The sequence below is a fragment of the Micromonospora sp. NPDC050187 genome, from assembly GCF_044459745.1.
Lineage (GTDB): Bacteria > Actinomycetota > Actinomycetes > Mycobacteriales > Micromonosporaceae > Micromonospora.
The window spans coordinates 1-24123 of record NZ_JBITJH010000028.1 but is presented as its reverse complement, the minus strand read 5'-3'; the positions used below and the strand labels follow the sequence as shown (position 1 = coordinate 24123).

Annotated in this window: 22 protein-coding genes and 1 pseudogene; 13 read left to right on the top strand and 10 right to left on the bottom strand. The window is 69.7% G+C overall.

Going from position 1 to position 24123, the window contains the following annotated elements:
* Positions 1–119 precede the first annotated feature (119 nt).
* Positions 120–617 (bottom strand): SRPBCC family protein, encoded by a 498-nt coding sequence (locus ACIBJE_RS28435; protein ID WP_396753349.1) that lies wholly within the window; start codon positions 615–617, stop codon positions 120–122.
* Positions 614–1177, bottom strand: a complete 564-nt coding sequence (locus tag ACIBJE_RS28430; RefSeq protein ID WP_396753348.1) for a DivIVA domain-containing protein — start codon at positions 1175–1177, stop codon at positions 614–616. The genes ACIBJE_RS28435 and ACIBJE_RS28430 overlap by 4 nt, the downstream gene beginning before the upstream one ends.
* A 150-nt stretch (positions 1178–1327) precedes the next feature.
* Here ACIBJE_RS28430 and folP point away from each other — a divergent pair, with 150 nt between their 5' ends.
* Positions 1328–2197, top strand: a complete 870-nt coding sequence (folP, locus tag ACIBJE_RS28425) for a dihydropteroate synthase (RefSeq protein WP_396753347.1) — start codon at positions 1328–1330, stop codon at positions 2195–2197.
* A 69-nt stretch (positions 2198–2266) separates the two neighbouring features.
* Here the strand turns inward: folP and ndhC are convergent, their stop codons facing one another.
* The gene (gene ndhC / locus ACIBJE_RS28420; protein ID WP_088980859.1) at positions 2267–2644 is read right to left on the bottom strand and encodes an NADH-quinone oxidoreductase subunit A; all 378 of its coding nucleotides are present in this window, start codon (positions 2642–2644) and stop codon (positions 2267–2269) included.
* Between the two features lie 124 nt (positions 2645–2768).
* On the opposite strand from ndhC, the gene ACIBJE_RS28415 reads away from it, so the two are divergent.
* From ACIBJE_RS28415 to ACIBJE_RS28405, 3 genes are all read left to right on the top strand, one after another.
* On the top strand, positions 2769–4208 hold the full coding sequence (locus ACIBJE_RS28415) for a hypothetical protein (protein ID WP_396753346.1): 1440 nt from the start codon (positions 2769–2771) through the stop codon (positions 4206–4208).
* A gap of 278 nt (positions 4209–4486) precedes the next feature.
* A complete protein-coding gene (locus ACIBJE_RS28410) occupies positions 4487–6334 on the top strand; it encodes a 2-oxoacid:acceptor oxidoreductase subunit alpha (protein ID WP_396753345.1) in 1848 nt (615 codons plus the stop codon).
* Positions 6327–7361, top strand: coding sequence for a 2-oxoacid:ferredoxin oxidoreductase subunit beta (locus tag ACIBJE_RS28405; protein WP_396753344.1), 1035 nt, complete (start codon positions 6327–6329; stop codon positions 7359–7361). The genes ACIBJE_RS28410 and ACIBJE_RS28405 overlap by 8 nt, the downstream gene beginning before the upstream one ends.
* A 177-nt stretch (positions 7362–7538) precedes the next feature.
* On the opposite strand, the gene ACIBJE_RS28400 is transcribed toward ACIBJE_RS28405, so the two are convergent.
* A complete protein-coding gene (locus ACIBJE_RS28400; RefSeq protein ID WP_396753343.1) occupies positions 7539–8552 on the bottom strand; it encodes a potassium channel family protein in 1014 nt (337 codons plus the stop codon).
* A gap of 228 nt (positions 8553–8780) precedes the next feature.
* On the opposite strand from ACIBJE_RS28400, the gene ACIBJE_RS28395 reads away from it, so the two are divergent.
* The 3 genes from ACIBJE_RS28395 (at position 8781) to ACIBJE_RS28385 (ending at position 10676) form a co-directional block, all read left to right on the top strand.
* A complete protein-coding gene (locus tag ACIBJE_RS28395; RefSeq protein WP_396753342.1) occupies positions 8781–9368 on the top strand; it encodes a helix-turn-helix domain-containing protein in 588 nt (195 codons plus the stop codon).
* Between the two features lie 157 nt (positions 9369–9525).
* Entirely contained in the window at positions 9526–10104 is a 579-nt protein-coding gene (locus tag ACIBJE_RS28390) for an ATP-dependent Clp protease proteolytic subunit (protein ID WP_396753379.1), read from the top strand.
* 398 nt (positions 10105–10502) lie between these two features.
* The gene (locus ACIBJE_RS28385) at positions 10503–10676 is read left to right on the top strand and encodes a hypothetical protein (RefSeq protein WP_396753341.1); all 174 of its coding nucleotides are present in this window, start codon (positions 10503–10505) and stop codon (positions 10674–10676) included.
* Positions 10677–10809: 133 nt separating this feature from the next.
* On the opposite strand, the gene ACIBJE_RS28380 is transcribed toward ACIBJE_RS28385, so the two are convergent.
* The 4 genes from ACIBJE_RS28380 to ACIBJE_RS28365 all read right to left on the bottom strand — a co-directional run bounded on the left by ACIBJE_RS28380 (position 10810) and on the right by ACIBJE_RS28365 (position 15479).
* Positions 10810–12783, bottom strand: a complete 1974-nt coding sequence (locus ACIBJE_RS28380; RefSeq protein WP_396753340.1) for an N-acetylmuramoyl-L-alanine amidase — start codon at positions 12781–12783, stop codon at positions 10810–10812.
* A 132-nt stretch (positions 12784–12915) separates the two neighbouring features.
* Positions 12916–13365, bottom strand: coding sequence for a hypothetical protein (locus tag ACIBJE_RS28375; protein WP_396753339.1), 450 nt, complete (start codon positions 13363–13365; stop codon positions 12916–12918).
* 96 nt (positions 13366–13461) lie between these two features.
* A complete protein-coding gene (locus tag ACIBJE_RS28370) occupies positions 13462–14406 on the bottom strand; it encodes a hypothetical protein (protein WP_396753338.1) in 945 nt (314 codons plus the stop codon).
* 632 nt (positions 14407–15038) lie between these two features.
* On the bottom strand, positions 15039–15479 hold the full coding sequence (locus tag ACIBJE_RS28365; RefSeq protein WP_396753337.1) for a hypothetical protein: 441 nt from the start codon (positions 15477–15479) through the stop codon (positions 15039–15041).
* 778 nt (positions 15480–16257) lie between these two features.
* Between ACIBJE_RS28365 and ACIBJE_RS28360 the strand changes: the two genes are divergently transcribed.
* On the top strand, positions 16258–16632 hold the full coding sequence (locus ACIBJE_RS28360) for a hypothetical protein (RefSeq protein WP_396753336.1): 375 nt from the start codon (positions 16258–16260) through the stop codon (positions 16630–16632).
* Positions 16633–17286: 654 nt separating this feature from the next.
* On the opposite strand, the gene ACIBJE_RS28355 is transcribed toward ACIBJE_RS28360, so the two are convergent.
* Positions 17287–17934: a TetR family transcriptional regulator gene (locus tag ACIBJE_RS28355; protein ID WP_396753335.1), complete on the bottom strand. Its 648-nt coding sequence runs from the start codon at positions 17932–17934 to the stop codon at positions 17287–17289.
* Between the two features lie 122 nt (positions 17935–18056).
* Here ACIBJE_RS28355 and ACIBJE_RS28350 point away from each other — a divergent pair, with 122 nt between their 5' ends.
* The 5 genes and pseudogenes from ACIBJE_RS28350 to ACIBJE_RS28330 all read left to right on the top strand — a co-directional run bounded on the left by ACIBJE_RS28350 (position 18057) and on the right by ACIBJE_RS28330 (position 22488).
* Positions 18057–19049 (top strand): aldo/keto reductase, encoded by a 993-nt coding sequence (locus ACIBJE_RS28350; RefSeq protein ID WP_396753334.1) that lies wholly within the window; start codon positions 18057–18059, stop codon positions 19047–19049.
* 249 nt (positions 19050–19298) lie between these two features.
* Complete coding sequence (locus ACIBJE_RS28345; RefSeq protein ID WP_396753333.1) at positions 19299–19964, top strand: helix-turn-helix domain-containing protein; 666 nt, start codon at positions 19299–19301, stop codon at positions 19962–19964.
* A 15-nt stretch (positions 19965–19979) separates the two neighbouring features.
* On the top strand, positions 19980–20465 hold the full coding sequence (locus ACIBJE_RS28340) for a transposase (RefSeq protein ID WP_396753332.1): 486 nt from the start codon (positions 19980–19982) through the stop codon (positions 20463–20465).
* Between the two features lie 82 nt (positions 20466–20547).
* Positions 20548–21129, top strand: a complete 582-nt coding sequence (locus ACIBJE_RS28335; protein ID WP_396753331.1) for a hypothetical protein — start codon at positions 20548–20550, stop codon at positions 21127–21129.
* Between the two features lie 146 nt (positions 21130–21275).
* A pseudogene (locus ACIBJE_RS28330) lies at positions 21276–22488 on the top strand (IS3 family transposase).
* 1083 nt (positions 22489–23571) lie between these two features.
* Here ACIBJE_RS28330 and ACIBJE_RS28325 read toward each other — a convergent pair.
* Complete coding sequence (locus ACIBJE_RS28325; protein ID WP_396753330.1) at positions 23572–23874, bottom strand: hypothetical protein; 303 nt, start codon at positions 23872–23874, stop codon at positions 23572–23574.
* Positions 23875–24123 lie beyond the last annotated feature (249 nt).

Genomic DNA, 24123 nt, shown 5'->3' with positions numbered 1-24123 from the left:
CCGGGGGGGGTCGAGGGTGTACGAGGGTAGAGAACATGCCGCCCACAACCCCCCTCCCTGGCCGGCATCCCGGCGCCACCGGCGGCTCCTGGCCGCCGCCGACGTCCACCGGGCCCCGGTCAGGGCAGGCGGCCCTGTTCGACGAGCCGGCCGAACTTCCGCAGGGCCCCGGTCAGGCTGACCTTCGAGCCGGGCCAGAGCACCGGCCAGGCGACCCGCCCGGCCGCGCCACCGGGCAGGTGGAACCACTCGTGCCACACCACCTGGGTCCGGCCGCCCTCCATCGGGGTGCAGCGCAGCACGCCCGGGCCGCGCAGCAGCCGCCCGCAGTGGACCACGCCCACCTCGTACGGCGCGTCGACCCGGACCACCCGCATCTCGTCGCGGAGCGCGGCGGGCCCGATCGCGGTGACCGCCTCGATCAGGCTCCCCTCGCCGCCGTCCCCCTCGACGACGCGGACCCTGGTGAACGGAATCCAGTCCGACTGGCGTTCCCACGCGGTGAAGGCGGCGAACACCCGCTCGGCGGGCGCGTCGACGATCACCGTCGCGGTGACCTCCCCGGCGCCGGGCTGGGCCGCCTCCCGCAGTTCCTCCGAGCCTCCCGGTGCGCTCACGCCGACTCCGACCGGACGACCGCGTCGGGTTGGCCGGCCGGTCGGAGGTCCGCTCCGCCGTCGCCCGTGTCGCCGGCCCCCTCCGTGCCTTCGCCAGCGTCCCCGGCGACGTCGGGGGTGGTGGCAGCGTCAGCCGGGGAGTCCGTGTCGGCCGGCACGGGACCGGCGGGCGGGGTGCCGCCGGCGGCGACCGGGGCACCGGTCAGGGAGGCCAGTCGGGTGTCCCGCAGTTCGTCGGCCTCGGCCGTACGTCCCTCCCGCAAGGCGACGACCTCCGCTTCCAGCACCCCGATCAACTCGGACTTGTACCCGATGTCGTAGGCCGCCCGGCGCAGCGCCTGGTCGACCTGGTCCATCCGGTACCCCCGCAGGGCGGTGTCGAAACGAACCGTGCCGATGTCCGACTCGGCGAGCGGACGACCGCCGGGCAGCGGCACCGCCCGACCGTCCGGCTCGGCCGGGACCAGGCCCGGATCACGACCGGTGACCAGAACTGTCACACCGAACACCACCGCCGCGACGGTCAACGCCACGACCAGCAGGAGCAGAAGCTGACCCATGCACAGATCGTGGCATGACGATCGCCGTCGGGCGACCCCCGGACCACATCGTGCCGCCGACCGGCCCGGTCGGTGGACCGGGGCACGCGGGTGCCGGCGGACCGGCTAGCGTCGCAGACGGTCGGTTACGGACGGGGTTCGGGAGGCGACATGGCCAGGACGCTGCGGCTCGGTGCGCGTACGTTCGCCCCGGGCGAGCTGGTGGTGATGGCGATCGTCAACCGCACCCCGGACTCGTTCTTCGACCGGGGGGCCACCTACGCCGCCGACAGCGCCCTGCGGGCCGTGGAGCGAGCGGTGTCGGAGGGCGCCGAGATCATCGACATCGGCGGGGTGAAGGCCGGCCCCGGCGACGAGGTGGACGTCGCCGAGGAGATCCGCCGTACGGTCGACACCATCGCCGCGGTCCGGGCCGCCTTCCCCGAGGTGGTCATCTCGATCGACACCTGGCGGGCCGAGGTCGCGGTGGAGGCGGTCACGGCCGGGGCGGACCTGCTCAACGACACCTGGTCCGGTGCGGACCCGGCGTTGGCCCGGGTCGCCGCCGAGACCGGCGCGGGGCTGGTGTGCTCGCACGCCGGCGGGCTGGCGCCGCGCACCCGGCCGCACCGGGCCGCCTTCGACGACGTGGTGGCGGACGTGCTGACCACGGTGACCGGGCTGGCCGACCGGGCGGTGGCGCTCGGGGTGCGCGCCGACGGCATCCTCATCGACCCGGCGCACGACTTCGGCAAGAACACCCGTCACTCGCTGGAGATCACCCGGCGGCTCGGCGAACTGGCCGAGACCGGATGGCCACTGCTGGTCGCCCTGTCGAACAAGGACTTCGTCGGCGAGACCCTCGACCTGCCGGTGGCCGAACGGCTGGAGGGGACGCTCGCCGCCACCGCCGTGTCGGCCTGGCTGGGCGCGCGGGTGTTCCGGGCGCACCAGGTGCGGCAGACCCGGCGGGTGCTGGACATGGTGGCCTCGATCCGGGGGGACCGCGCGCCCACCCTCACCCGACGCGGCCTGGCCTGAGCCGGACGCTTCGGGCCTGAACCGCACGCGTCGGCCGTCGCCGGACAGGTCGGGCGCGACCGTCGCCGGTCAGGTCCAGCGCAGGATGTTCCGCCGCCAGGCGTAGAGGATGCCGAGCGCGAGCACGGCCACGAAGATGCCCATCTCGGCGACGGTGACCAGGCCGAATCCGGGCCGGTCGAAGACGACCGCCCAGGGGAAGAGGAAGACCGCCTCGACGGCGAAGAGCACGTACAGGTAGGCGTAGACGTAGTAGCGGATCTGCATCTGCGCCCAGTCGCCGCCCACCGGGTCGAGGCCGCACTCATAGCTGGCGCGCTTGCCTGGTGGATCGGCCGGACGGGCGGGACGTAACACCCGATTGGCTGAGAACGCCACTACGAAGAAGAGGACACTCGCGGCCAGCAACAGCCCGAGCGTCGCGTACGAGCCCAGGTATCCGCCCATGATCCGACAGCCTACCGGCCGCCCACCGGCCCGAACCCGTTACGCAACTGTTTCCCCGGGGACGAGTGTCATGCGACAACTGTTACCGAATAATGAACCCTCACCCATTGTGACCGGAGGAGAGATGACGCGCCCCGACGTACGCCCCGGTGAGCGTCTCCGGGACCGATGGGTGGTGTCCCTGTTGTCGGTCTCGCTCGCCGTCGGCGGAGCAGGCGCAGCAGCCGTGTCCCCGGGCCTGGCCACCGCCGCGCCGGTCGCTGCCGGACAGGCGTACGCGCCGGTCACCGAGCCGGGGGAGGACGGCGATCCGGAGCCGCCGACGGACCCGCCCACCCCGACGGACCCGGCGCCCACCACCGCGCCGCCGACCGAGGAACCGCCGGGCGGGACCCCATCGCCCACCACCACCGCCGCACCCGATCCGCTACCCACGGTGACCACTGCCGGACCACTGCCCACTGTCACCCGCACCTCGACGCCCCGGCCGCCACTGCCGACCCACTCCCTGCCGACGACGTCCGCCCCGGGCCAGCCGGCCCCCACCCGGCTCGGCGTCCAGGTCACCACCGGGGACGTCCACCTGACCGCCGGATACTGGAACGCGGCGAGCACCAGGGCCGCCCTCCGGGTCACCGTGACCAACACCGGCGGGGTGACCGGCCAGCTCAGCCTGGCGTACACCCTGCCGGCGGGGGTCAGCGACGCCGGCACGCCGGGTTGCGCGCCGGCCGGTGACCGCAGCTACCGGTGCGGTGCGTGGACGACCGCGCCCGGCGCGCGGTTCAGCAGCCTGATCCGGATCCGGGTCAGCGGGGACGCCTGGCGGCAGATGCCGCTCAGCGGCGCGGTGACGGTCACCGCGACCGCCCCGGGCGAGGCCGCTCCGGTCCGCGACGACGAGGGCTTCGCGGTCCTCTTCCCGCCCGGCCCGCCGGTGCCCGGCATCGCCCTGGAGACCGACGAGGTGGCCTTCGACATCGGCGGCGGGCCGAGCACCCTGGAGGTGCGGCTCGGTAACACCGGCGCGGTGGACGCGGCCGGCCTGGTCGAGGTGGTCCTGCCCGACGGGGTGGGCGTGCCCGAACCACCGGACGGCTGCACGTTCCAGCCGGCCACCGGACGCACCCGGTGCGAGGCGGGAACGGTGGCCGCCGGCCGAACGGCCGTCGTACGGCTGCCGGTGGTCGCGACGCCGGAGGCACAGCGGCGGGCACCGCTCTCCGGTGGTGCGGTCGGCCAGCTCGACCCGCGCCACGGCGAGAGCCGCCGGGTGCAGATGAGCTTCCGGATCACCGCCGCCGCCGCGCTGACCCCGGTGGCCGGGGTGCCCCAGCCGACCGGCTCGCAGGGCGTCCTCACCGGTTCGACCAGAGGTTCGGGCCCGGACGACGGATTGAGTTCGGCGCAGCGGACCGCGATCATCCTCATCGTCACCTCCGGTCTACTGGTGGCCCTCGCGCTGACGCTGGCGACCACGTCACTACGCCGACGGTTGACCGGACCGCCGGGCGGAGCGACCGGAAACGGTGACGGCTCCAAGCGATCTCCGTCGATCGGATGACGGATGCCCGACCGGTGATTTCGATTACGGCCCTAGCCCCAAACCGTCGCAAAACCGTACAGTTCGCGGGGTAAGACGGTCCCATTCGACGGACCTCGGGCCCGGAGGGACCCCCTGCGCGACGTAGGCTTCAAGGTGTTCAGCGGAGCGGGTCGCATCGGTCACCCGGAGGGCCCGTCTTAGCAGTGCGTCCAAGGAGGTCAGGTGCCCGGGCAAGGCGAGGCCAGCATCAGGTTCGGCCGCCCAGGCGACCGGGCCACGCGAAACGAGGTGCAGGCGTGACCAAGCAGATCCGCCAACTCGACCGGGTGGTCATCCGGTTCGCCGGTGACTCCGGCGACGGTATGCAACTCACCGGCGACCGGTTCACCTCGGAGACGGCCCAGCTCGGCAACGACATCTCCACGTTGCCGAACTTCCCCGCCGAGATCCGGGCCCCCGCCGGCACCCTGCCCGGGGTCTCCAGCTTCCAGGTGCACTTCGCCGACTACGACATCCTCACCCCGGGTGACGCGCCGAACGTCCTGGTCGCGATGAACCCCGCCGCCCTCAAGGCCAACCTGCACGACCTGCCCCGGGGCGCGGACATCATCGTCAACACCGACGAGTTCACCAAGCGCAACCTGGCCAAGGTCGGCTACCAGGCCAACCCGCTGGAGGACGACACCCTGGCCGGCTGGGTGGTGCACCCGGTCGCGCTGACCTCGATGACGGTCGGCGCGCTCGCCGAACTCGCGGTCGCGAAGAAGGACGCCGAGCGGGCCAAGAACATGTTCGCCCTCGGCCTGCTCTCCTGGATGTACTCCCGGCCGTACGACTCCACGCTGCGGTTCCTGGAGCGCAAGTTCGCCAAGCGGCCCGAACTGGTCGCCGCGAACATCGCCGCCTTCAAGGCCGGCTGGAACTTCGGCGAGACCACCGACTCCTTCTCGGTGCGGTACGAGGTCAAGCCGGCCAAGATGCAGCCCGGCACGTACCGCAACATCACCGGCAACGCCGCCCTCTCGCTGGGGCTGGTCGCCGCCGGGGTCCGCTCCGGGCTGCCGGTCTTCCTCGGGGCGTACCCGATCACCCCGGCCTCGGACATCCTCCACGAGCTCAGCAAGCACAAGCGCTTCGGCGTGACCACCATGCAGGCCGAGGACGAGATCGCGGCGGTGGGCGCGGCGCTCGGCGCGTCGTACGGCGGCGCGCTCGGCATCACCACCACCAGCGGCCCGGGCGTCGCGCTCAAGAGCGAGACGATCTCCCTGGCGGTGGCGCTGGAGCTGCCCCTGGTCATCGTCGACGTGCAGCGGGCCGGCCCGTCCACCGGCATGCCCACCAAGACCGAGCAGGCCGACCTCAACATGGCCCTGTACGGCCGGCACGGCGAGGCCCCGGTCGCGGTGATCGCCCCGAAGTCGCCCTCGGACTGCTTCCACGCGGCCATCGAGGCGGCCCGGATCGCGCTCACCTACCGCACCCCGGTGCTGCTGCTCTCCGACAACTACGTCGCCAACGGCTCCGAGCCGTGGCTGCTGCCGGAGGTCGACTCCCTGCCCGACCTGCGGGTCGAGTTCGCCACCGAGCCCAACGGCGAGGACGGCAAGAGCTTCCTGCCGTACCTGCGCGACCCGGAGACGCTGGCCCGGCCGTGGGCGATCCCGGGCACCCCCGGGCTCGAGCACCGGATCGGCGGCCTGGAGAAGGCCGACAAGACCGGCGACATCTCCTACGACCCGACCAACCACGACTTCATGGTCCGCACCCGGGCCGCCCGCATCGAGACCATCCCGGTGCCGGACGTCGAGGTGGAGGACCCGGACGGCGACGCCCGGGTGCTGGTGCTCGGTTGGGGCTCGACGTACGGGCCGATCGGCGCGGCCTGCCGGGGGCTGCGGCAGCGCGGGCTCTCCATCGCCCAGGCGCACCTGCGGCACCTCGCCCCGATGCCGGCGAACCTCGGCACGGTGCTGCGCTCCTACGACCGCGTGGTCGTCCCCGAGATGAACCTCGGCCAGCTCGCCCAGGTGATCCGGGGCCGCTACCTGGTCGACGCGATCGCGTACAACCAGGTCCGGGGCCTGCCGTTCACCGCCGCGGAGCTGGAGACGATGCTGGAAGAGGTCCTGAAGAATGTCTGAGCCCGTCGCCCTCAAGCTCACCGCCAAGGACTTCAAGTCCGACCAGGAGGTGCGCTGGTGCCCCGGCTGCGGTGACTACGCGATCCTCGCCGCGGTGCAGCAGTTCATGCCCGAGCTGAGGATCCCGCGCGAGAACACCGTCTTCATCTCCGGCATCGGCTGTTCCTCGCGTTTCCCGTACTACATGAACACCTACGGGATGCACTCGATCCACGGCCGCGCCCCGGCGATCGCCACCGGGCTGTCGGTCAGCCGGCCCGACCTGTCGGTCTGGGTGGTCACCGGGGACGGCGACGCCCTCTCGATCGGCGGCAACCACCTCATCCACGCGCTGCGCCGCAACGTCAACCTCAAGATCCTGCTCTTCAACAACCGGATCTACGGGCTGACCAAGGGGCAGTACTCCCCCACCTCCGAGGTCGGTAAGGTCACCAAGTCGACCCCGGCCGGCTCGGCGGACGCGCCGTTCAACCCGATCTCGCTGGCCCTGGGTGCCGAGGCGAGCTTCGTCGGCCGCACCATCGACTCCGACCGCAAGCACCTCCAGTCCGTGCTGCGGGCCGCCGCCGAGCACCAGGGCTCGGCGTTCGTGGAGATCTACCAGAACTGCAACATCTTCAACGACGGCGCGTTCGACCAGCTCAAGGAGCCGGGCACCCGGGACGACTTCCTGATCCGGCTGGAGCACGGGCAGCCGATCACGTTCGGCGCGGAGGGCCAGTTCTGCGTGGTGCACCCGCCGGGCGGCTTCGGCCTGGAGGTGCGGGAGACCGCGTCCACCCCGGCCGAGCAGATCGTCGTGCACGACGCGACGGTCGCCGACCCGGCGTACGCGTTCGCGCTGAGCCGGCTGCCCGGGGCGGACCTGAGCAACACCCCGATCGGGGTGTTCCGCTCGGTCGAACGCCCCACCTACGACAGCGTGGTGCAGACGCAGGTCGCCGAGGCGGTGGCCGCGGCCTCCGAGACGCCGGAGCAGCAGCTCGCCGGCCTGCTCAACAGCGGGGACACCTGGACCATCGTCTAGGTCGGCACCGAAGCGCCAGGCAGGGGCGGTCCCGGACGGGGCCGCCCCTGCGCGTACGGCGGGCAGGGTACGCCGCCCCACGCCCGGTCGACTCAGGGCCGCCCCACGCCCGGTCGACTCAGGGCCGCCCTGCTCCCGGTCGGCTCAGGCCGTCGCCGCCGCCTGCTCCCGGTCGACTCAGGCCGTGGTCGCCGCCTGCGGGCGGTCGTCCCGGACGTACACCAGCATGTCGCCGGTCTCGATCACGGCCCCGGCCTGGTCGGAGAGGGTGACCACCTTGCCCCGGCGGACCAGGGCGATGACCAGCGACTCCAGCTCCCGGGGCGAGCGGCCCACCTCGGCGCGTTCCGCCGACCGCATCGCCAGCGCCATGCCCTGGCCGGGGGTGAGCAGGTCCTCGACCACGTCGATCAACGGTGGCGCGGAGGTGGAGAGGCCGAGCAGCCGGCCGGCGGTGGCGGAGGAGACGATCACGTGGTGCGCGCCGCTCTGCTTGAGCAACGGCGCGTTCTCCGCCTCCCGCACCGCGGCGATTATCCGGACCTGCCCGGCGGTGAGCTGCCGGACGGTCAGCGCCACCAGCACGGACGCGTCGTCGCTGTCGGTCGCGATGATCACCGCCTTGGCGGTGCGGACGTGCGCCTCGTTGAGTACGGTCGACCGGGTGGCGGAGCCCTCGATGGCGACCAGTCCGGCCGAGGTGGCCTGCCGGATCGCCGCGCCACTGCGCTCCACGACGACGATCCTGGACTTGTCCAGCCCGTTCTCCAGCAGGGCGGAGATCGCGCTGCGGCCCTTGGTGCCGTAGCCGCAGATGATGACGTGATCCTTCACGGTTCTCCCCCACCGGCTCAGCCGACGGCCGGTCCGGTACTGCTCGGTCAGGACTTCCAGGGTGGTGCCGACCAGGATGATCAGGAAGAGCACCCGGGCCGGCGTGACGAAGAGGACGTTGGTCAGCCGCGCCGAGTCCGAGGCCGGCGTGATGTCGCCGTAGCCGGTGGTGGAGAGCGAAACCACCGCGTAGTAGAAGCAGTCGAGGAGGGTCAGGCCGTCCTCGTTGACGTCGCGGTAGCCCTCGCGGTCGAGGTAGACCACGCCGACCACGGAGCAGACCAGGGCGACGGCGGCGGCCAGCCGCAGGCTGAGCGCACTGAGCGGCCCCCGCCGCTGCGCGGGAAAATGGATCACTGTCGGGCCCGCCCCGCCTCCGCTGCCGCCTGCACGTGCACAACATAGCCGGTACGCCGGAGGTCGGCCGGGCAGGTGACGACGTCCCTGCGCCCGACGCCGACCCGATGAGCTCCGGGCCCGCCTCCGCCGCCCCTGCCAGCGGCCGGCACCGCAAGGAGCGCCGCCGATCCGCCGCCGTGCCGACCACGGTCGGCCGGGTCACCGCAACCGGCGGAAACCGGCACAATGAGCAGAGTCGGATACCGCACCACCGACGAGGAGGCCGGAATGTCGTTGCTACGACGGGTGATCGGCGGGGTCCTGCGCCGGCTCCGCGTCCGGCAGGGCCGCACCCTGCGCGAGGTCGCCGAGGTGGCCGGGGTCTCGGTGCCCTACCTCTCGGAGGTCGAACGGGGACGCAAGGAGGCCTCGTCGGAGGTGCTCGCGGCGATCTGCCGGGCCCTCGGCATCCGCCTCTCCGACCTGCTCGAGGAGGCCCGCGACGACCTGCGCCGCGTGGAGCCCCGTACCCCGGTCGCACCGCCCCGGGTTCCGACAGGCCGGCGGGTCCTGCCGACCGGCCCCCGTCCCACCCCGGCCGGCTCCCGCCCCAACCAGGCCGGTTCCCGTCCCACCCCGGCCACCCGGCCGGCGGCGGGCGGGTCCACCTGCCCGACGAACCGGATCCCGAACGCCCGGGCGGCGGCCGGCCGCCGTCCCGCCGTGACCACCGGACGCGGGGGCGACTTCCCCGCGCGGGCCGGCCGGGCCGTCCGCAGCGGCGTCGGCCAGCGCCGCGTCCTGCTCACCGTCGGCCCCTCGCCCCGCTGCTGACCGGCTTCTGCCCTTGGCAGATATGCCACCGGCAGAAACCCTCGGCCGGTGGGCCGCACCGCCCGCACGCTTGACGGGCCGGTCCACCGGGTGGTGAGCACCGCCCGCCGGCAGGCACGCGGGGAGGTCGAGGGTGACGATCGGATACACGGTGCGCATGCTGGAGGTCAACCAGCCGTCCTTCGGTGACCAGGTCTTCGATCGGCTGCTGCGGGAGCGGATCGTCTTCCTCGGCACCGAGGTGACCGAGGCGTCCGCCAACCAGGTCTGCGCGCAGATCCTGCTGCTCGCCGCCGAGGACGCCGAGCGGGACATCTTTCTCTACATCAACTCACCGGGCGGCTCGGTCAGTGCCGGTCTGGCCATCTACGACACCATGCGCTATGTCAGGAACGACGTGGCCACCCTGGCACTCGGCTTCGCCGGCTCGATGGGGCAGTTCCTGCTCTCCACCGGGACGGCCGGCAAGCGGTACGCCCTTCCGCACTCGCGGATCATGATGCACCAGCCTTCCGGCGGCTTCGGCGGCACGGCCGCCGACATCACCATCCAGGCCGAGAACATGCTGTACGTCAAGCGCACCATGCAGGAGTTGATCGCCCAGCACAGCGGCCAGTCCCTGGCCGACATCACGCGCGACTCGGACCGGGACCGCTGGTTCACCGCCGAGCAGGCCCGGGAGTACGGGCTGATCGACCGGGTGCTGGAGCACGTCGCGCAGCTGCCCGAGAACTGACCGCTCCCCGCCCGGTCGGCACGGGGCGACCGGGCGGGGACCGGTCCACCGTCACGGTCCCACCGTCGCCGCCGCCCTCTCACCACGAGGGCGGCGGCCTCCTGCTCTCCCGGTCCGGCGCCGCTCGGACGGCACTCACGGACAGGTGAGGGTGCGGTCACCTTGCGCTGTACAGCTTCATAAGGATCTCGCGTAACGCAAGGAGTTGCACCGAAATTTTCTCAGTGCGTTTCATCGGACTGTCGCCTACCCGACAGTGAAAATTCGACCCTTGTGCTAGTTGCACGGCAGGAGGATGCTCTAACGGTCGAACGGCGCAGCGCCGCCCAAAAGAGGCGGCGCCCGGCTGGCACCGGACGCCGCAATCGACTCGACCGCACGCAACGGAAGGAGTCGTGTTGACTGTAGCCCCTCAAGGGCCAGACATCGAGACGCCGGATTCCGACGACGAGCCCCCGACCGACCACGACGGACGGCACCGGCTCATCCTGGCGTACATCAAGGCGCTCGGCCCCATCATCGCCGCGATCGTCGCCAGCATCGGAACGTTGGTGGGCGTCCTGGCCCGCTGACCAGCAGGCCCCGTGTCCCTCCCCGGGACGCGGGGCCGTTCCCGGTCCTCCCGGGTGCTCCCGGACGACACCGCACCCGATCCGGCGGGGAGGGTTCCCGGGCATCGACCGGGAACCCTCCGATCGACCGCACCTAGCGGGGCGCCCCCACCGCGGAGGGCAGGAGCTGCACGTCGTTCCGGTCGACGAACATCACCCGGTGACCGAACTGGATCTGCACGTACCGGTTCTCACCCCGGATCACCGTCCAGTCGCCGGGAGCCGAACCGTCGAACGTGGTCGACCGGTAGTACTCACCGGGCAGTACGTTGCCGACCGCGTACCGCTGACCGGCCGAGAGCGTGTACTGCAGGGGCGAGATCGTCTGGTACGGCACGCCGGCCGGGTACGCCGCCTCCTCCGGGTACGCCCGCCCGTAGACCGGGATCGTCGCCTTCCCCGGCTTGGGAGTGGCGACCAGGCCGACGGTCCACTTCGCGGTCGGGGCGTCAGCCGGATTGTGGAACCACGCCTTCTGCCCGAGGTACCAGATCGCCGTCCAGTCCCCCTGCCGGTCCGCGACCGCGTACGTCTGACCGGTCGACGCCCGCGCGCCGTAGTCGGAGATGTGCATCGTGTTCGGCGTGCCGTCCGGACGCAGGGCAATGTCGTTGACCAGCGGTGCGTCGTGGCTGGGCGCGCTGCGCAGGATCACCGAGGACGACCCGCGCGAGGGGCACGGCACCCCGGCGGTGACACAGCCGGTGAAGGCCGGCCGGTTGGTGGCGAAGTCCGGCTCGATGCGGACCAGGCCGGTCCGGTGCGTCCCGGTGTTGATCTCCGGCGCCTTCATCAGCTCGAAGTAGTGGTCCCAGTCCCAGTACGGTCCCGGGTCCCAGTGCATGCCGCGCACGTTCGCCGCGACCGTGCCGGGGACGTTGTCGTGGCCGATGATGTGGTGCCGGTCCATCGGGATGCCGAGCCGCGTGGCGAGGTGCCGCACCAGCTTCGCCGAGGTCCGGTACATCGCCTCGGTGTACCAGGTGCCCTGGGCGGCGAAGCCCTCGTGCTCCAGGCCGATGGCCTTGGCGTTGACGTACCAGTTGCCGGCGTGCCAGGCCACGTCCTTGGACTTCACGTGCTGGGCGATGTGCCCGTCCACCGAGCGCAGCGTGTAGTTCCAGCTCACGTAGGTCGGGTCCTGGACCATCCGCACCGTGCCCGCGTAGCTGCCCTCGGTGTCGTGGATGACGATGTACTCGATCTTCTGCCGGCCGGGCCGGTCGGAGAGGTCGTGGTTGCCGTAGTCCCCGTTACCGAGATCCTGGTAGGGCGCCGGGATCCACTCGCAGGAGATGTCGTCCGGGCACTCCAGGCCGTCCGGACGGGCCAGCTTCCGCAGCCCGAGCTTGTCCAGCCACGACGTGACCGGGACCAGGTTCGCGTGCGGGGCCAGGGTGATCCGCTGCCCGTCGTCGGTGGTCCGGCTCGCACCCTCGCGGATCGTCCGGTACACCTCGTTGGCGAAGGCGGCCGCCGCGTCCGCGCTGTCCGCACCGGCGTAACGGGCCACCGCGCCGTACCACGCGGCCGGGTCGCTCGTGCGCCCGATCGGCGCGGCCAGTTCCCGCTGGTACGACGCGAGCAGCGCCGCCCCGCCCCGGATGTTGGCCACCGGCTCGCCGCGCAGCGCCGCCTCGCTGGTGCCGGTGAGGGTGGCGGCGGCGTCGAGGGTCTGGAGAGACTCGGCCGGCGGTGCGTCCCCGCCCGAGTCGACCTTGCGCGCCGGCCGCGAGTCGTCGCCGCGTGGGTCCTCGTCGTCGTCGTGGTGGTTTCCTCCCGGCAGGGACACCACGTACTCGGCGTCGGTCAGGTGCATCGGGCCGTAGCCACCACTGGTGCTGGGCGTACCGGCGTTGGTGTCCCAGCGGGACTGCAGGTAGGAGACGCCGAGCAGCACGCTCTCCGGCACGCCGTATTCCGCCGCCGCAGCGGCGTACTGCTGCTGCCGGGTGACGGACTCGTCGGCGACGGCAGGGGTGGTGGTGAGGGGAACGATCGCCGTGGCAGCAGCCACGACGGCCGCGAGCAGGATGCGTCTGCTCGTCGGGGACGTCACGCTGGGCATCGAGCCTCCCGGTCGGATTGATGACTCCGAGGCCCACCCTTACCCGGCAATCAGTTCAGGTCAATACCCTTCGGCGTACGACCTCTCGGCGAAGGAAAGCTTCAGCAGTGCACCGGGACGGGGCGTAGCCGGTCAGCGACGGCGGAACCCGACCCGTGCCACCACCATGACGGCCACCAGCACCACGAGCAGGACGATCGAGCCGGCCACCAGAGGGTTGACGAACCAGGGCACCAGGTCCGGGCCGCAGGTGGTGTCCCGCAGCGGCCACATGCTGTGCGTCCCGCCGGCTGGCCCGTCGTGCTCGTACCCGTAAAGATCGGGCCGGGCGATCCCGCACCGGTCGTCGGCGTCGGTGAGCAGACCGAAGGTGGTCGTGCCCAGCCCGTACCCGTAGGCGGCGAGAGCCGTCGACGCCGCCGCGGCGATCAGCAGCCGTCCCGCCCTCGGTCGTGCGCTCCGGCCGTCCTGAAAGGCGAACGCCGCCCGCACCGCCAGGACGACGGCCGCCCCCGCCGGCACCGGCCAGGCCAGCATCAGCAGCACGAGGCCGAAGAAGAGGACACCCACGAGCGTACGCATGACGCCGGTCACCGTACCCGCCAGCCGGCCCAGCAATGGGGCGTGGGACCTGCTGTGGCTCAATCGCTGCCACAGCAGGTCCCACCGTCGCGTGAGTTAGGCCGCGACGTAGCCGTTGAACACGTGGACCCCGTCGTAGGCACCGCTCGAGTTCGCCCGGTTCGTGCTGAAGTACAACTTGCCGCCGCTGATTCCTACGCCTTCGATCTCGAACTTGGACGAGTATTTCGAGGACGTGATGCGGAAGGAGAGGTTGGTGGCTGCGGGCGCGGTCCCCGTCGTCGTCGGCGACACGTTCCGGTAGACGAGCACGATGCTGCGGTTGTCCTTGGTCAGCGGGTAGTAGAGGACCTTCTTGCTCTCGTCGTAGAAGAACCCCTGGTTGGTGAAGGTCCCCAGGTCCGGCACCGGTGCGCCGTTGACGAGGGCGCCCTCGACCTGCAGGCTGAACGCCTTTGTCAAATTGATGGTCCCGGAGGAGGCGCGCAGCGGGACACTGCCGTTGTAGATCGTCCTGCCGCTCTTGAACATGAACGTGATCGTCGTGCCGGTGACCGAGACCCGGTTGATCCCGGACGGCGTCGATACGGCCCCGTTGAGGCGCACCTGGTACGACCCGGCATGGTAGTAGGTGGTGCCGTCGTAGCGGAGCCTCACGAGCTGCGCGCCGCTCGATTTCATGGTGACGATGAACATGTGGTGCTTCCCATCGATGTCGACGATGGTCATGTCGTTTCCGTGCCCGAGCCAGGTATTGCTCGACGTGTTGTTCGTGCCGTTCTTCATCACCACTCGCGCACCGGTGGTCTTGTGGACACGGTAGATGACGGAGACGTCGTCGTAATTGGTGCGGTTCTTGATCGAGTAAAGGTAGGTGGCTCCGGCAGCGAAGCCCTGCACCCCGGTGCAGCAGCTCGTGTCGGGTGTGCTGGCGATGTCGGTGTATGTGTTGTAATAGGCAGCTTGAGCCGCGTTTCCAGACAGGACCACAAAGCCGAGTACCATCGCGACCAAGGCCGTCAGTCGTCTACCCAATTGCATGTTTCCCTCCTCGGACTTCTGACGACCTGAGGCCGGGCGCCACAGAGGTCGTCGAGTGCAGGCTATTGCGCGACGACAGGGCGGTCAAGCAGCGACGAGAGTCATTGAATCGCCCGCGAAACGCTATCCGTGCCGCCCTGGGAATGCCCGCGAAACGCTGCGGGTCCGGTCGTCCCGGCGGAAGGTGGCCGGCGAGGTAGGCCGGCGGGTCGTGGTCGACGTGCGCCAAGCGCGCGAGTTGCTGACCGGGGTGACGCACGTCCGCCGGCACGGTAAGAACGGCCGGCACGGTGAGCGCCCCTCGCCTTCTACGCCTGCCTCTACTTCGCCGGGCCGCGACCGAGTGAGGCGCTGGGCCTGCGAGAACAGGGCTTCCACCTTCCGTGCAACGGGCTGAAGGCTGCTGGTGGTGGAGAAGTCCCGGCCGACGGCGGGGAAGCGGTACACCGACAGCGAGGAGGTGCACGACGACCGAAGACTCAAGCACCAGGGCGAGACGGAAGCGCGTGAGGTGCGGATCCCGCCGGAACTGGTGGCGATCCTGCGGAGGCACGTGGACCGGTTCGGGGTCGACCTGACGGGTAGGCGTGCCGCAGGTCGTAGGGACGCCCGGCCAGAGACCAGGCCACCGGTCAGCGGCGGCCGGTGGCCAGGGTGACGAGGTACTGTCCGCCGCCCGCGTCGACGCTTGCGGTCACCGGCAGTCCGGGCACCAGCCGGGAGAACCGGTCGACCAGCCAGTCCGCCGCCTCCTGGGCGTCCCTCTTGCTCGGACAGCGGGCGACCAACTCGCGGCCGCCCTTGCGTTCGAGCCGCTCGGCGACGGTGATCAGCGGCGCGGGCTCCACCACGTGCAGCCGGTCCGGCCAGGCAATGACCACCTTTACCGCACCCTTGCGGGTGTTGCAAGCACGATGCGCAAGTCGCTCGACGACCTTGGCCTTCCTGTCGGCGGTACGGCTGTCGACGCTCGGACCACGCGGGTCGTTCACCGACATGTCGGCATCGACCGGCTCGTCGCACACCCAGCACCGCCAACTGTCACGCTTCGCGACGTCATCGAGGAGACTCATCCGAGCAAACTAGCCTGTCAGCGGACGGCCAACGACAATCCCGGCCACAGCAAGGGAGAGCAAGGAGAAGCCCAAGCGCCACCAGCCCCGACTGCCCCCGCCTGGAATGTCAGGCCTGGTCGCTCACCTGCGTTACCGGAGGGCTCTCGGGGGACGATTCGGAGTTTTATAGAGAAACATCGAATCTCTGACCGGGTTCTTGCTGGTCAACACCTCACGTTGGTGCCCCCGGCAGGATTCGAACCTGCGACCCAAGGTTCAGGAAGGCGCCTGCAGGATTCGAACCTGCGACACAAGGTTCAGGAAGGCGCCTGCGGCAGCGTGACCACTGTGGCCGCAACCTGGGCGGGCCGGCTACTCACCGGCTCCCCGAGCCAAGATCATTGCACGTACTCTGCACGAGGCGCTGCGGGCCCGAGGACGGCCGGAGGCCGCCCGCAGGGCAGGCCGCGAGCGCAACGGCCACCCCTGACCTGCAAAGATCAAGACTGCTGCATGCCTGCGTCGGTGGCTGTCGCTGAATCGCTCACCGTGTCGCCTGCCGTCGACCCCGGACGGTGTCCGTCGGCGGGCCCGGCTGCACGAATGGCTCTACTGACCGCTCTACTCGGCCGGCTCCATGATCTTGAACGGCTCTCGCCTTGATCTAGCATGAGGCCGCCCGGGCGACTACAGTGATGTAGGTCAATGTCAGGCATGGTCGGGAGTCGCTCAGCGCCAAACGAGCAGGGGCCCGACCGTCATGCCTGCTGCCTCTACGCACCGAAACGGGGGAAGAATGAAAGCAACCAAGGCCACCCTGGCGCTAGCCTGCGCATTCGGGATGTTCCTTACAGCTCCGACTCCTGCCAGCGCCAAGGTCGCCAGCGCTGGCCCCGTCGTCGCGGCGAAAGACATTTCCATCGCCAGCTCCCTCTGCAGTACTGGTCGCGTCGTGTCGATCGCAGCAAACCTGCCGATTCGAGTGGGCCCCTACATGAACGCCGAGTTGGTTAGTACCGCCCAAAGGGGATATCAGTATAGCTGCTGGGGTTTCACGGTGTCGGGCGATTGGGTCCAGGCCTGCGGCGCCTACAGCAACGTCTGGATTGCGCTTAAATGGGGCACGAACGGAACAGTTTATACGTATGCGGCATGCATGGATGATGTGTGATGAGCTCAGCCTGACGAGTTTTGGCGCATTCCCCGAGCCCAACTCAGTGACGCCCTCATCATCGTGGAGCATTCCGCCGGTTCCCACGTCTAGCATTTCGGCCACCTCCAGCTACTAGCGGTGCCACGCCGCGAGAACCGCCTTGCAACATTTAGGTGCTGGATACTTCCCCGCCATCCCGCCTGCCGCCGACCCACACAAGGACTCGACGGGCGGCACTGCTGGTCCGGCTACGGCGTCACCGCCACGCTCGTCGACGAGCCGGACCAGCGTGCGGAATTGAGCCGGATGCAGCCCAGTAAATGGGAATATCCACTCCGGGCAGGCTGCCGTGATCACCTGCACCCAGGCATCCTGCCCGACGCCCCAACAGACAGACGCCGGGTTACGAACGTCCCTTAGTGGTCGGCTCCGGAAGTCCTTCGGGGGGTTGCCCCCCGGGACGGCGCGTCTGTCGGGTGTCGCCGAACTCCTGGCTGGCACAGCCGTTGGCGAGGGCTGCTACCGCCATCCGGATGGCCACGGCCATCACCGACCGCCTGGCCGGCCGCGGGCTCGACGTCATCACTCCCGCGCCAGCGGACCGCGCGTTCGTCCACCAGGTCATCTTCAACGGACACACCCGGATTCACCGGACACACCCGGAGGTGCGCGTCAAACCAAACGGTTTGGGCGTTGTTCCCAGTCCGAGCGAGGGAACATGCGCTCGACGGCGGCCACCAGTGCGGCGCGGCGGGCGGCGATGGAGGGGTCCACGGCCTGGCCTGCGGCAGCGGCGGCGATTTCGGGCTGACCTGCCCAGGTCATGGCGATCTGGTTGATCAGGGCGAGGACGTCGACCGGGTCCCAGGCCGGGTCGAGCAGCCCGATGCGCTGTGCGTCGCGGAGTTGGTCGAGCTTGCCGGCGATCGTGGCCTGGAGGGGGTTGGTGGTGTTGTCTGCGGGCTCGGCCAGCTCCAGGCGGCCCCACATGATCAGGCGGTAGTGGTCCGGACGGGCCGTGAAGTGGTCGAAGAGGATGCCGGCATAACCGGGCAGGTCGGCCGGATCCAGCTGAGTGGCCTCGACGAGTGCGGTCGTCTCGCGTTCGGCGACGTGCGCGTAAAGGGCCTCCTTGCTGCGGAAGTAGGCGTAGACACGTTCCTTGCTCGTCCTGGCCTGCTTGGCGATGCGGTCCACGCGGGCGCCGGCGATCCCGTGCCGGGCGAACTCCTCCTTGGCTGCGGCGACGATCCGCTGGCGCGTGGAGTCGCCCGCGATGGCGGCGTCCGAGGTCTGGCCAGGGTTGGTGGAGCGAGGCATGAGCCCAGGATAGGCGACCGAACCGTTCGGTTTTGCGTTGCACTCCAGGCAGGCGTAGGATCACACCGAACAGTTTGGTTTGGTCAGCTATGGGCTGCCGATATGACACGAGGAGCGATCTCATGCAGCACCGCACCCTGGGACAGCAGGGACTGCGCGTCTCCGCGCTCGGACTGGGCGTGATGGGGATGTCCCTGGCCTACGGCCCCTCGAACGACGAGGACGGCATCTCCACCATCCGCCGCGCCCACGAACTCGGAGTCGACTTCTTCGACACCGCCGAGCTGTACGGCCAAGGCACCGGCAGCAACGAGACGCTGCTCGGCAGCGCAGTCAAGGACTTCCGTGACGAGGTCGTCCTGGCCACCAAGTTCGGCTTCGACATGACCAGCAAGACGCCGGGGATCGGCGTCAACAGCCGCCCGGAGAACATCCGCAAGGTCGCCGAGAACAGCCTGCGCTACCTCCAGACCGACCGCATCGACCTCTTCTACCAGCACATCTCCGACCCCGACGTACCGACCGAGGAGGTCGCCGGCACTGTCGGTGACCTGATCACCGAGGGCAAGGTGCAGTACTTCGGCCTGAGTAACGTCGGCCCGCAGTACATCCGCCGCGCCCACGCCGTCACCCCGGTCACAGCCCTTCAGTACGAGTACTCGGTCTTCGAACGCGAAGTAGAGGACGAGATCCTGCCGGTCCTGCGAGAGTTGGGGATCGGCCTGGTGCCGTACTCGCCGCTCGGCCGCGGCTTCCTCTCCGGCGTGGTCAAGCCCGCCGACGAGTATCCCGAGGGCGACATGCGCCGCTGGGACGAGCGCTGGCAGGGCGGGAACTACGCCTACAACCTGAACGCCGCCGAGCAGCTCCGAAAGCTCGCCGCCACCAAGGGCATCACCCCCGCCCAGCTTGCCCTGGCCTGGCTGCTCGCCCAGGGCGAGGACGTCGTCCCGATCCCGGGCACCCGCAGCGCCACACGTCTGGAGGAGAACGTCGGCGCCACCGACGTAGAACTCACCGAGGCCGACCTGGCCCGTATCCGGGAGGTCCTCCCCCAGGGCTCCGCAGGCAGCCGCTACCCGGCCTCGATGATGGCCGGCTATCGCACCGACTGACAGCTCGTACTCCAAGTTCGGCGGTCCCGGGCAAGCGGCGGCGATCAGCGGCGGCATGTCCTCCCGGGCGGGGCTGTGACCGGGAGGACATGCCGACGTGCGCACCAGCCACGACGGGCCCTGCTCCTCCTGATCAACCTCGAGGTCAACCGCTGACGGACGATCCGGCGGGGTTCCGGGGGTGCGACAGGCAGGGCTTCCGGGAATGCGGGCGGTAAAAATCCACTTCTACAGATTGGCCTGTCTGTCTTGTCTGTTGCCCTGGCCCGTGCGATAGCCCCGACCCCCGCCGAGCGCGAGCGGCTGAAGTGGATGGCCTACGGTCAAAAGACCGAGCACCGGCTGCGTATGCGGGCTCAGGTGATCCTGCACGCGGCGCGTGGGCGCTCCAACGCGCGCATCGCCCGTGTGACCGGATTACACCTGGACACCGTGCGGACCTGGCGGAACCGATTCGCTGCGCTGGGACTCACTGGGCTAGCCGACCGCAAGCGCTCTGGCCGTCCGCCCCGCTTCACCGCCTTGCAGGTCGCCCAGGTCAAGGCCCTGGCCTGTCGGCTTCCCTTCGAGGCCGGCGCGCCACTGTCGCGTTGGTCGTGCCCGGAGTTGGCCCGCGAGGCCATGGCGCGAGACATCGCCACGTTCGTGTCGGCCTCCACCGTGCGTCGCTGGCTCGCCCAGGACACCCTCAAGCCCTGGCAGCACCGATCCTGGATCTTCATCACCGACCCTGACTTCCGCCCCAAGGCCGAGCGCGTGCTGGACCTCTACGCCCGCACCTTCAACGGCAGGCCGCTCGGTGCGGACGAGTACGTCATAAGCGCGGATGAGAAGACCTCCATCCAGGCCCGCTGCCGCTGTCACCCCACCCTCGCACCAGGGCAGGCGAGGGCGATGCGAGTGAACCACACCTAGGGACGCGGCGGAGCGGTGACCTACTTGGCCGCCTACGACGTCCACCACGCCCGCGTGTTCGGCCGCACCGAAGCACGAACCGGCATCGACCCGTTCATGGCTCTCGTCGCTCAGGTCATGAGCCAGGAACCGTACACGAGCGCAAAACGCGTGTTCTGGGTCGTCGACAATGGCTCCTCCCACCGCGGCAAGATGGCCGCAGACCGGCTGACCGCGGCGTTCCCGAACACGGTGCTGGTCCACACCCCGGTGCACGCCTCCTGGCTGAACCAGGTGGAGATCTTCTTCTCCGTCGTGCAGCGCAAGGTCGTGGCGCCCAATGACTTCACCGACCTTGCCCAAGTCGGAAACCGGCTCCGAGCCTTCGAAGACCGCTACAACGCCACGGCGCAGCCGTTCCAGTGGAAGTTCACCCCCTCAGACCTGGACGATCTGCTGGCCAGACTCGACCGGCACACCGCCGATCACCCAGAAGAATCCTCCGTCGCGCCGGCAGCTTGATCAACCCCCGAAGGACTTCCGGAGCCGACCACTTAGGTTGGGCTGAGCCCGGTCGATTGCAGTCGACCGCGATACTGCAGGGGTGACAGCTGCAGACCACGAGGAGACCCGTCCTTCGGTGCCGCCGAGCCAACCTCCCCGGGCCGAGGGCTCGTCGCAGCCGGTGCCCGCGCAGCCCGCCCCGCCGCCTTACTTCACGACACCTCCCGCGCCGGGCGGGGCCGCGATGGCGGCATCGCCCAACGGGCTATCCTCGCCGCTGCCGCACTTCATGGCCGGTGCCGGATTCCTCGCGATGATGGTGGCGATGTTCGCGCCGTTGGCCTCGAACGGAGATCCCGTCTCTGCGCTGCGGACCACGGACCTTCCTTTCCTGACCCCGATGCTGGGCCTGGTGGCGCTGGTAGTGGCGACTGCGGTGCTGTGCGGTAATCCGCAGCTTCTCCGCCTCGGCCGAGCGGTCGCCCCGCTGCTGGGATTGCTGCTGTCGGCCGCCGTCGGCGGCGAAATCGTTCAATGGGGAGCCAAGGCGGCCAATCCCGAGTTGGGTTTGGCCTACATGGTGGCCCCCGGTACCTACTTCCTGATCGGCGGCATCCTGCTGCTGTCGTTGTCCGTGCTGTCCGTGCGGCCCGCCGGTCACGCCAGTCCTTTCGCGGGGTAAGGCGCATTCCGCGACAGTTAAGGCTTATTCCAGATGGTTGTTTTTGGTGAGTCGGCGGTAGCAGAGTAGGGCGTAGCCGAGGTCGGCGATGGGCTTCCCCCTGAGATGTGGACACCCTGAGACTGGACGTTGGTCCAGAGGAAGGGGTGTCCCCGTGGGGGCGTCCATCGAAGTACACGGAAGAGTTCCGGCGTGACGCGGTCGACCTGGTCCGTTCGTCGGGGCGGCCGATCAACCAGGTCGCTCGTGAGCTCGGGCTGAGTCATGAGACCCTGCGGAACTGGGTCCGGAAGCAAGATCAGCGGACCGGGTCCGGCGGAGCGGTGCCTGCCGCTGATGGGTTATCGGTGGCGGACAAGGACGCCGAGATCGCCCGCCTGCGGCGTGAGGTGACTGAGCTGCGGCAGGAGAAGGAGATCCTGCGCAAGGCAGCCGCCTATTTCGCGAAGGAAATGGATCGGTACTCAGCCGCTTCCGGTTCATCTCCACCCACCGCGCCGCCTTCGGCATCAAGCGGCTGTGCCGGGTCCTGGCCGTATCCCAGTCCGGGTTCTACCGCTGGACGGCCAGCGAACCGGCCCGGCAGGCCCGCGCTGCCGCCGAGGACACCCTCGCCGAGCAGATATCAGGATTATTCACGCCGACTCCGGTGGTGCCTACGGATCCCCTTGGGTGACCCTCGAACTGCACTACCAGGGCGTGCGAGTCAACCGCAGACAGGTCGAGCGGATCATGCGGCAGCGTAACGTCGTAGGCCGACACATGCGCCGCCGCCAGCGGACCACGATCCCCGACCCGGCCACCCCGCCAGCTCCGGACCTGATCGGCCGGGACCTCACCGCCAACGCACCCGACCAGCGGTGGTGCGGCGACATCACCTACCTCCGCGTCGGCGCCAGCTGGCTCTATCTGGCCACCGTCATCGACATCGCCACCCGAAGGCTTGTCGGCTGGTCGATCAACACCCACATGCGTACCAGCCTGGTCACCGACGCCCTGCACGCCGTCGCCGCCCGCGGCGACCGGGTCCACGAGGTGATCTTTCACAGCGACCGCGGCGTCCAGTACGGCAGTAGTGACTTCGCCGACGCCTGCAACCGCCACGGCATCCGCCGCTCGATGGGCCGGATCGGTTCGTCGTACGACAACGCCCTGGCCGAGGCGTTCTTCGCTTCGCTCAAGCGTGAACTCGACGTCGACCGACGCCGCTGGAACAGCGAGGCCGACGCCCGCCGCGACGTGTTCCGGTGGATCGCCTTCTACAACCACCGACGATGCCACTCCGCACTCGGATACCTCAGCCCCGCCGGCTACGAACAGACCCTCACACCGACTACGATCCATCAAATCGCGGCATAACCGGTGTCCACATTCCGGGGGGAACCTTAGGGGCTTCGTCCGCCGGTACATCGACATGAAGTGGCCGGGCGCGGCGGCCAAGTCACGAGAGAGCACGACGGATGCGCTGGCGACCGTGACGGCTGCGCTGGTGCGGGACCTGGCCGGGCGGCCTGATCCGGCGCTGCTGCGGCGGGCTTTGCGGGAGTGGGAGTTTCCGCCCGCGTCTCGGCAACTCGACCGTCCGGCGGAGGTAGCCGGCGCGCTGCGCTGGCTCGGCAAGGCATCCCTGCCGTTGTCGGCGATGGCAGAAGCCGCGGTGATGCGTCCGGTGCTGGACACGCTGGGTTTGACGATGGACGGACGGCCGGCGGCGGCGTCGACGACCAGGCGGCGGCGCTCGGTCTTCTACAACGTTCTTCAGCACGCGGGTGGAGTTGGAGCTGTTGGACTTCAACCCGGTCGACAAGCTGCGGGTGCGGTCGTTCCGGCGGAGGGTGGTCGGGGAGGTGGATCGCCGCGTGGTGGTCAACATCCGTCAGGCGCGCGAGCTGCTGACCGGGGTGACGTACGTCGGCCAGCGCGGGAAGAACGGCCGCCGTGGTGAGCGCCTGGTCGCCTTCTACGCCTGCCTCTACTTCGCGGCGCTGCGGCCGAGTGAGGCCCTGGGTCTGCGGGAGCGGGACTGTCATCTTCCGGCAACCGGCTGGGGCCTGCTGAAGAAGCGCATCCGCAGGTCAGAGAGCGTTTTGGCTGATCTTCGAGGTGCCCCCGGCAGGATTCGAACCTGCGACACACGGTTTAGGAAACCAACAGTCGACAGAGCACTTCAGGTCCGCTGACCTGCATCGGCGGGTCCACCTCCGGGCTACTTGGTCAAGATCAGTCCGTACATGGTCCGTGGAGGTCGACGTGTGCGCTGCGGCTCGCCCGAGGACGGCCGGAGGCCGCCCGCAGGGCGGGGCCGCAAGCGCGGAAGGCAGGCCGTGGAGCCGACCCCTGCCCGGAAAAGGTCAAGACGACTGCCGGCGGGCATCGGTGGCTGCCGTTGGCCTGCTCGCCTTGTCGCCCGGCGTCGACCCCAAGCCGTACAGCTACCCGTCGTCACAGCAGCTCTAGCTCCCAAGTTTCGAATGGCGGCTCGACTGTGTACTCGGGGTCGCAGTATCGGCGGATGTACTGCGCCGCGCGCCACTGGGCATCGCCTTCGTTCGTCACCTGGCCGTGCTCGTCGATGTCGAGCACATTGGAAAAGATCGCCATGACCTGTTCCAGCGTCGAGCCGAACTGCATCAGAGCAGGCCGGTAGTCGATCCCGTCCAGAAGGTCTAGGCACAGCGTGCCATTGGCGAGGTAGAACGCGAAGAAGCGATAACACGACCTGACATCTTCCGGCAGTTGGCCCACAGACTGATCATGCAGCACTGGTCAGAGCGCTGCTACCCGATGGCAAGCCGCGTAGCGGCGCGGCAGCCGATCGTCGCGCCATCACTCGTACGCGGCCGCATCAGCGACCTGCGCATTACGAGATCAAGTTGCCCGCGCCGTCGACCTGGGCACCTAGTACTGCAACGGCAGTTGGTTACGGGTAGCCGCGTCGTCGGTAGTGGCAGGTTCGGGCTTGGTGTTGGCGGCGGCGTCGCCATCGGGACCAGG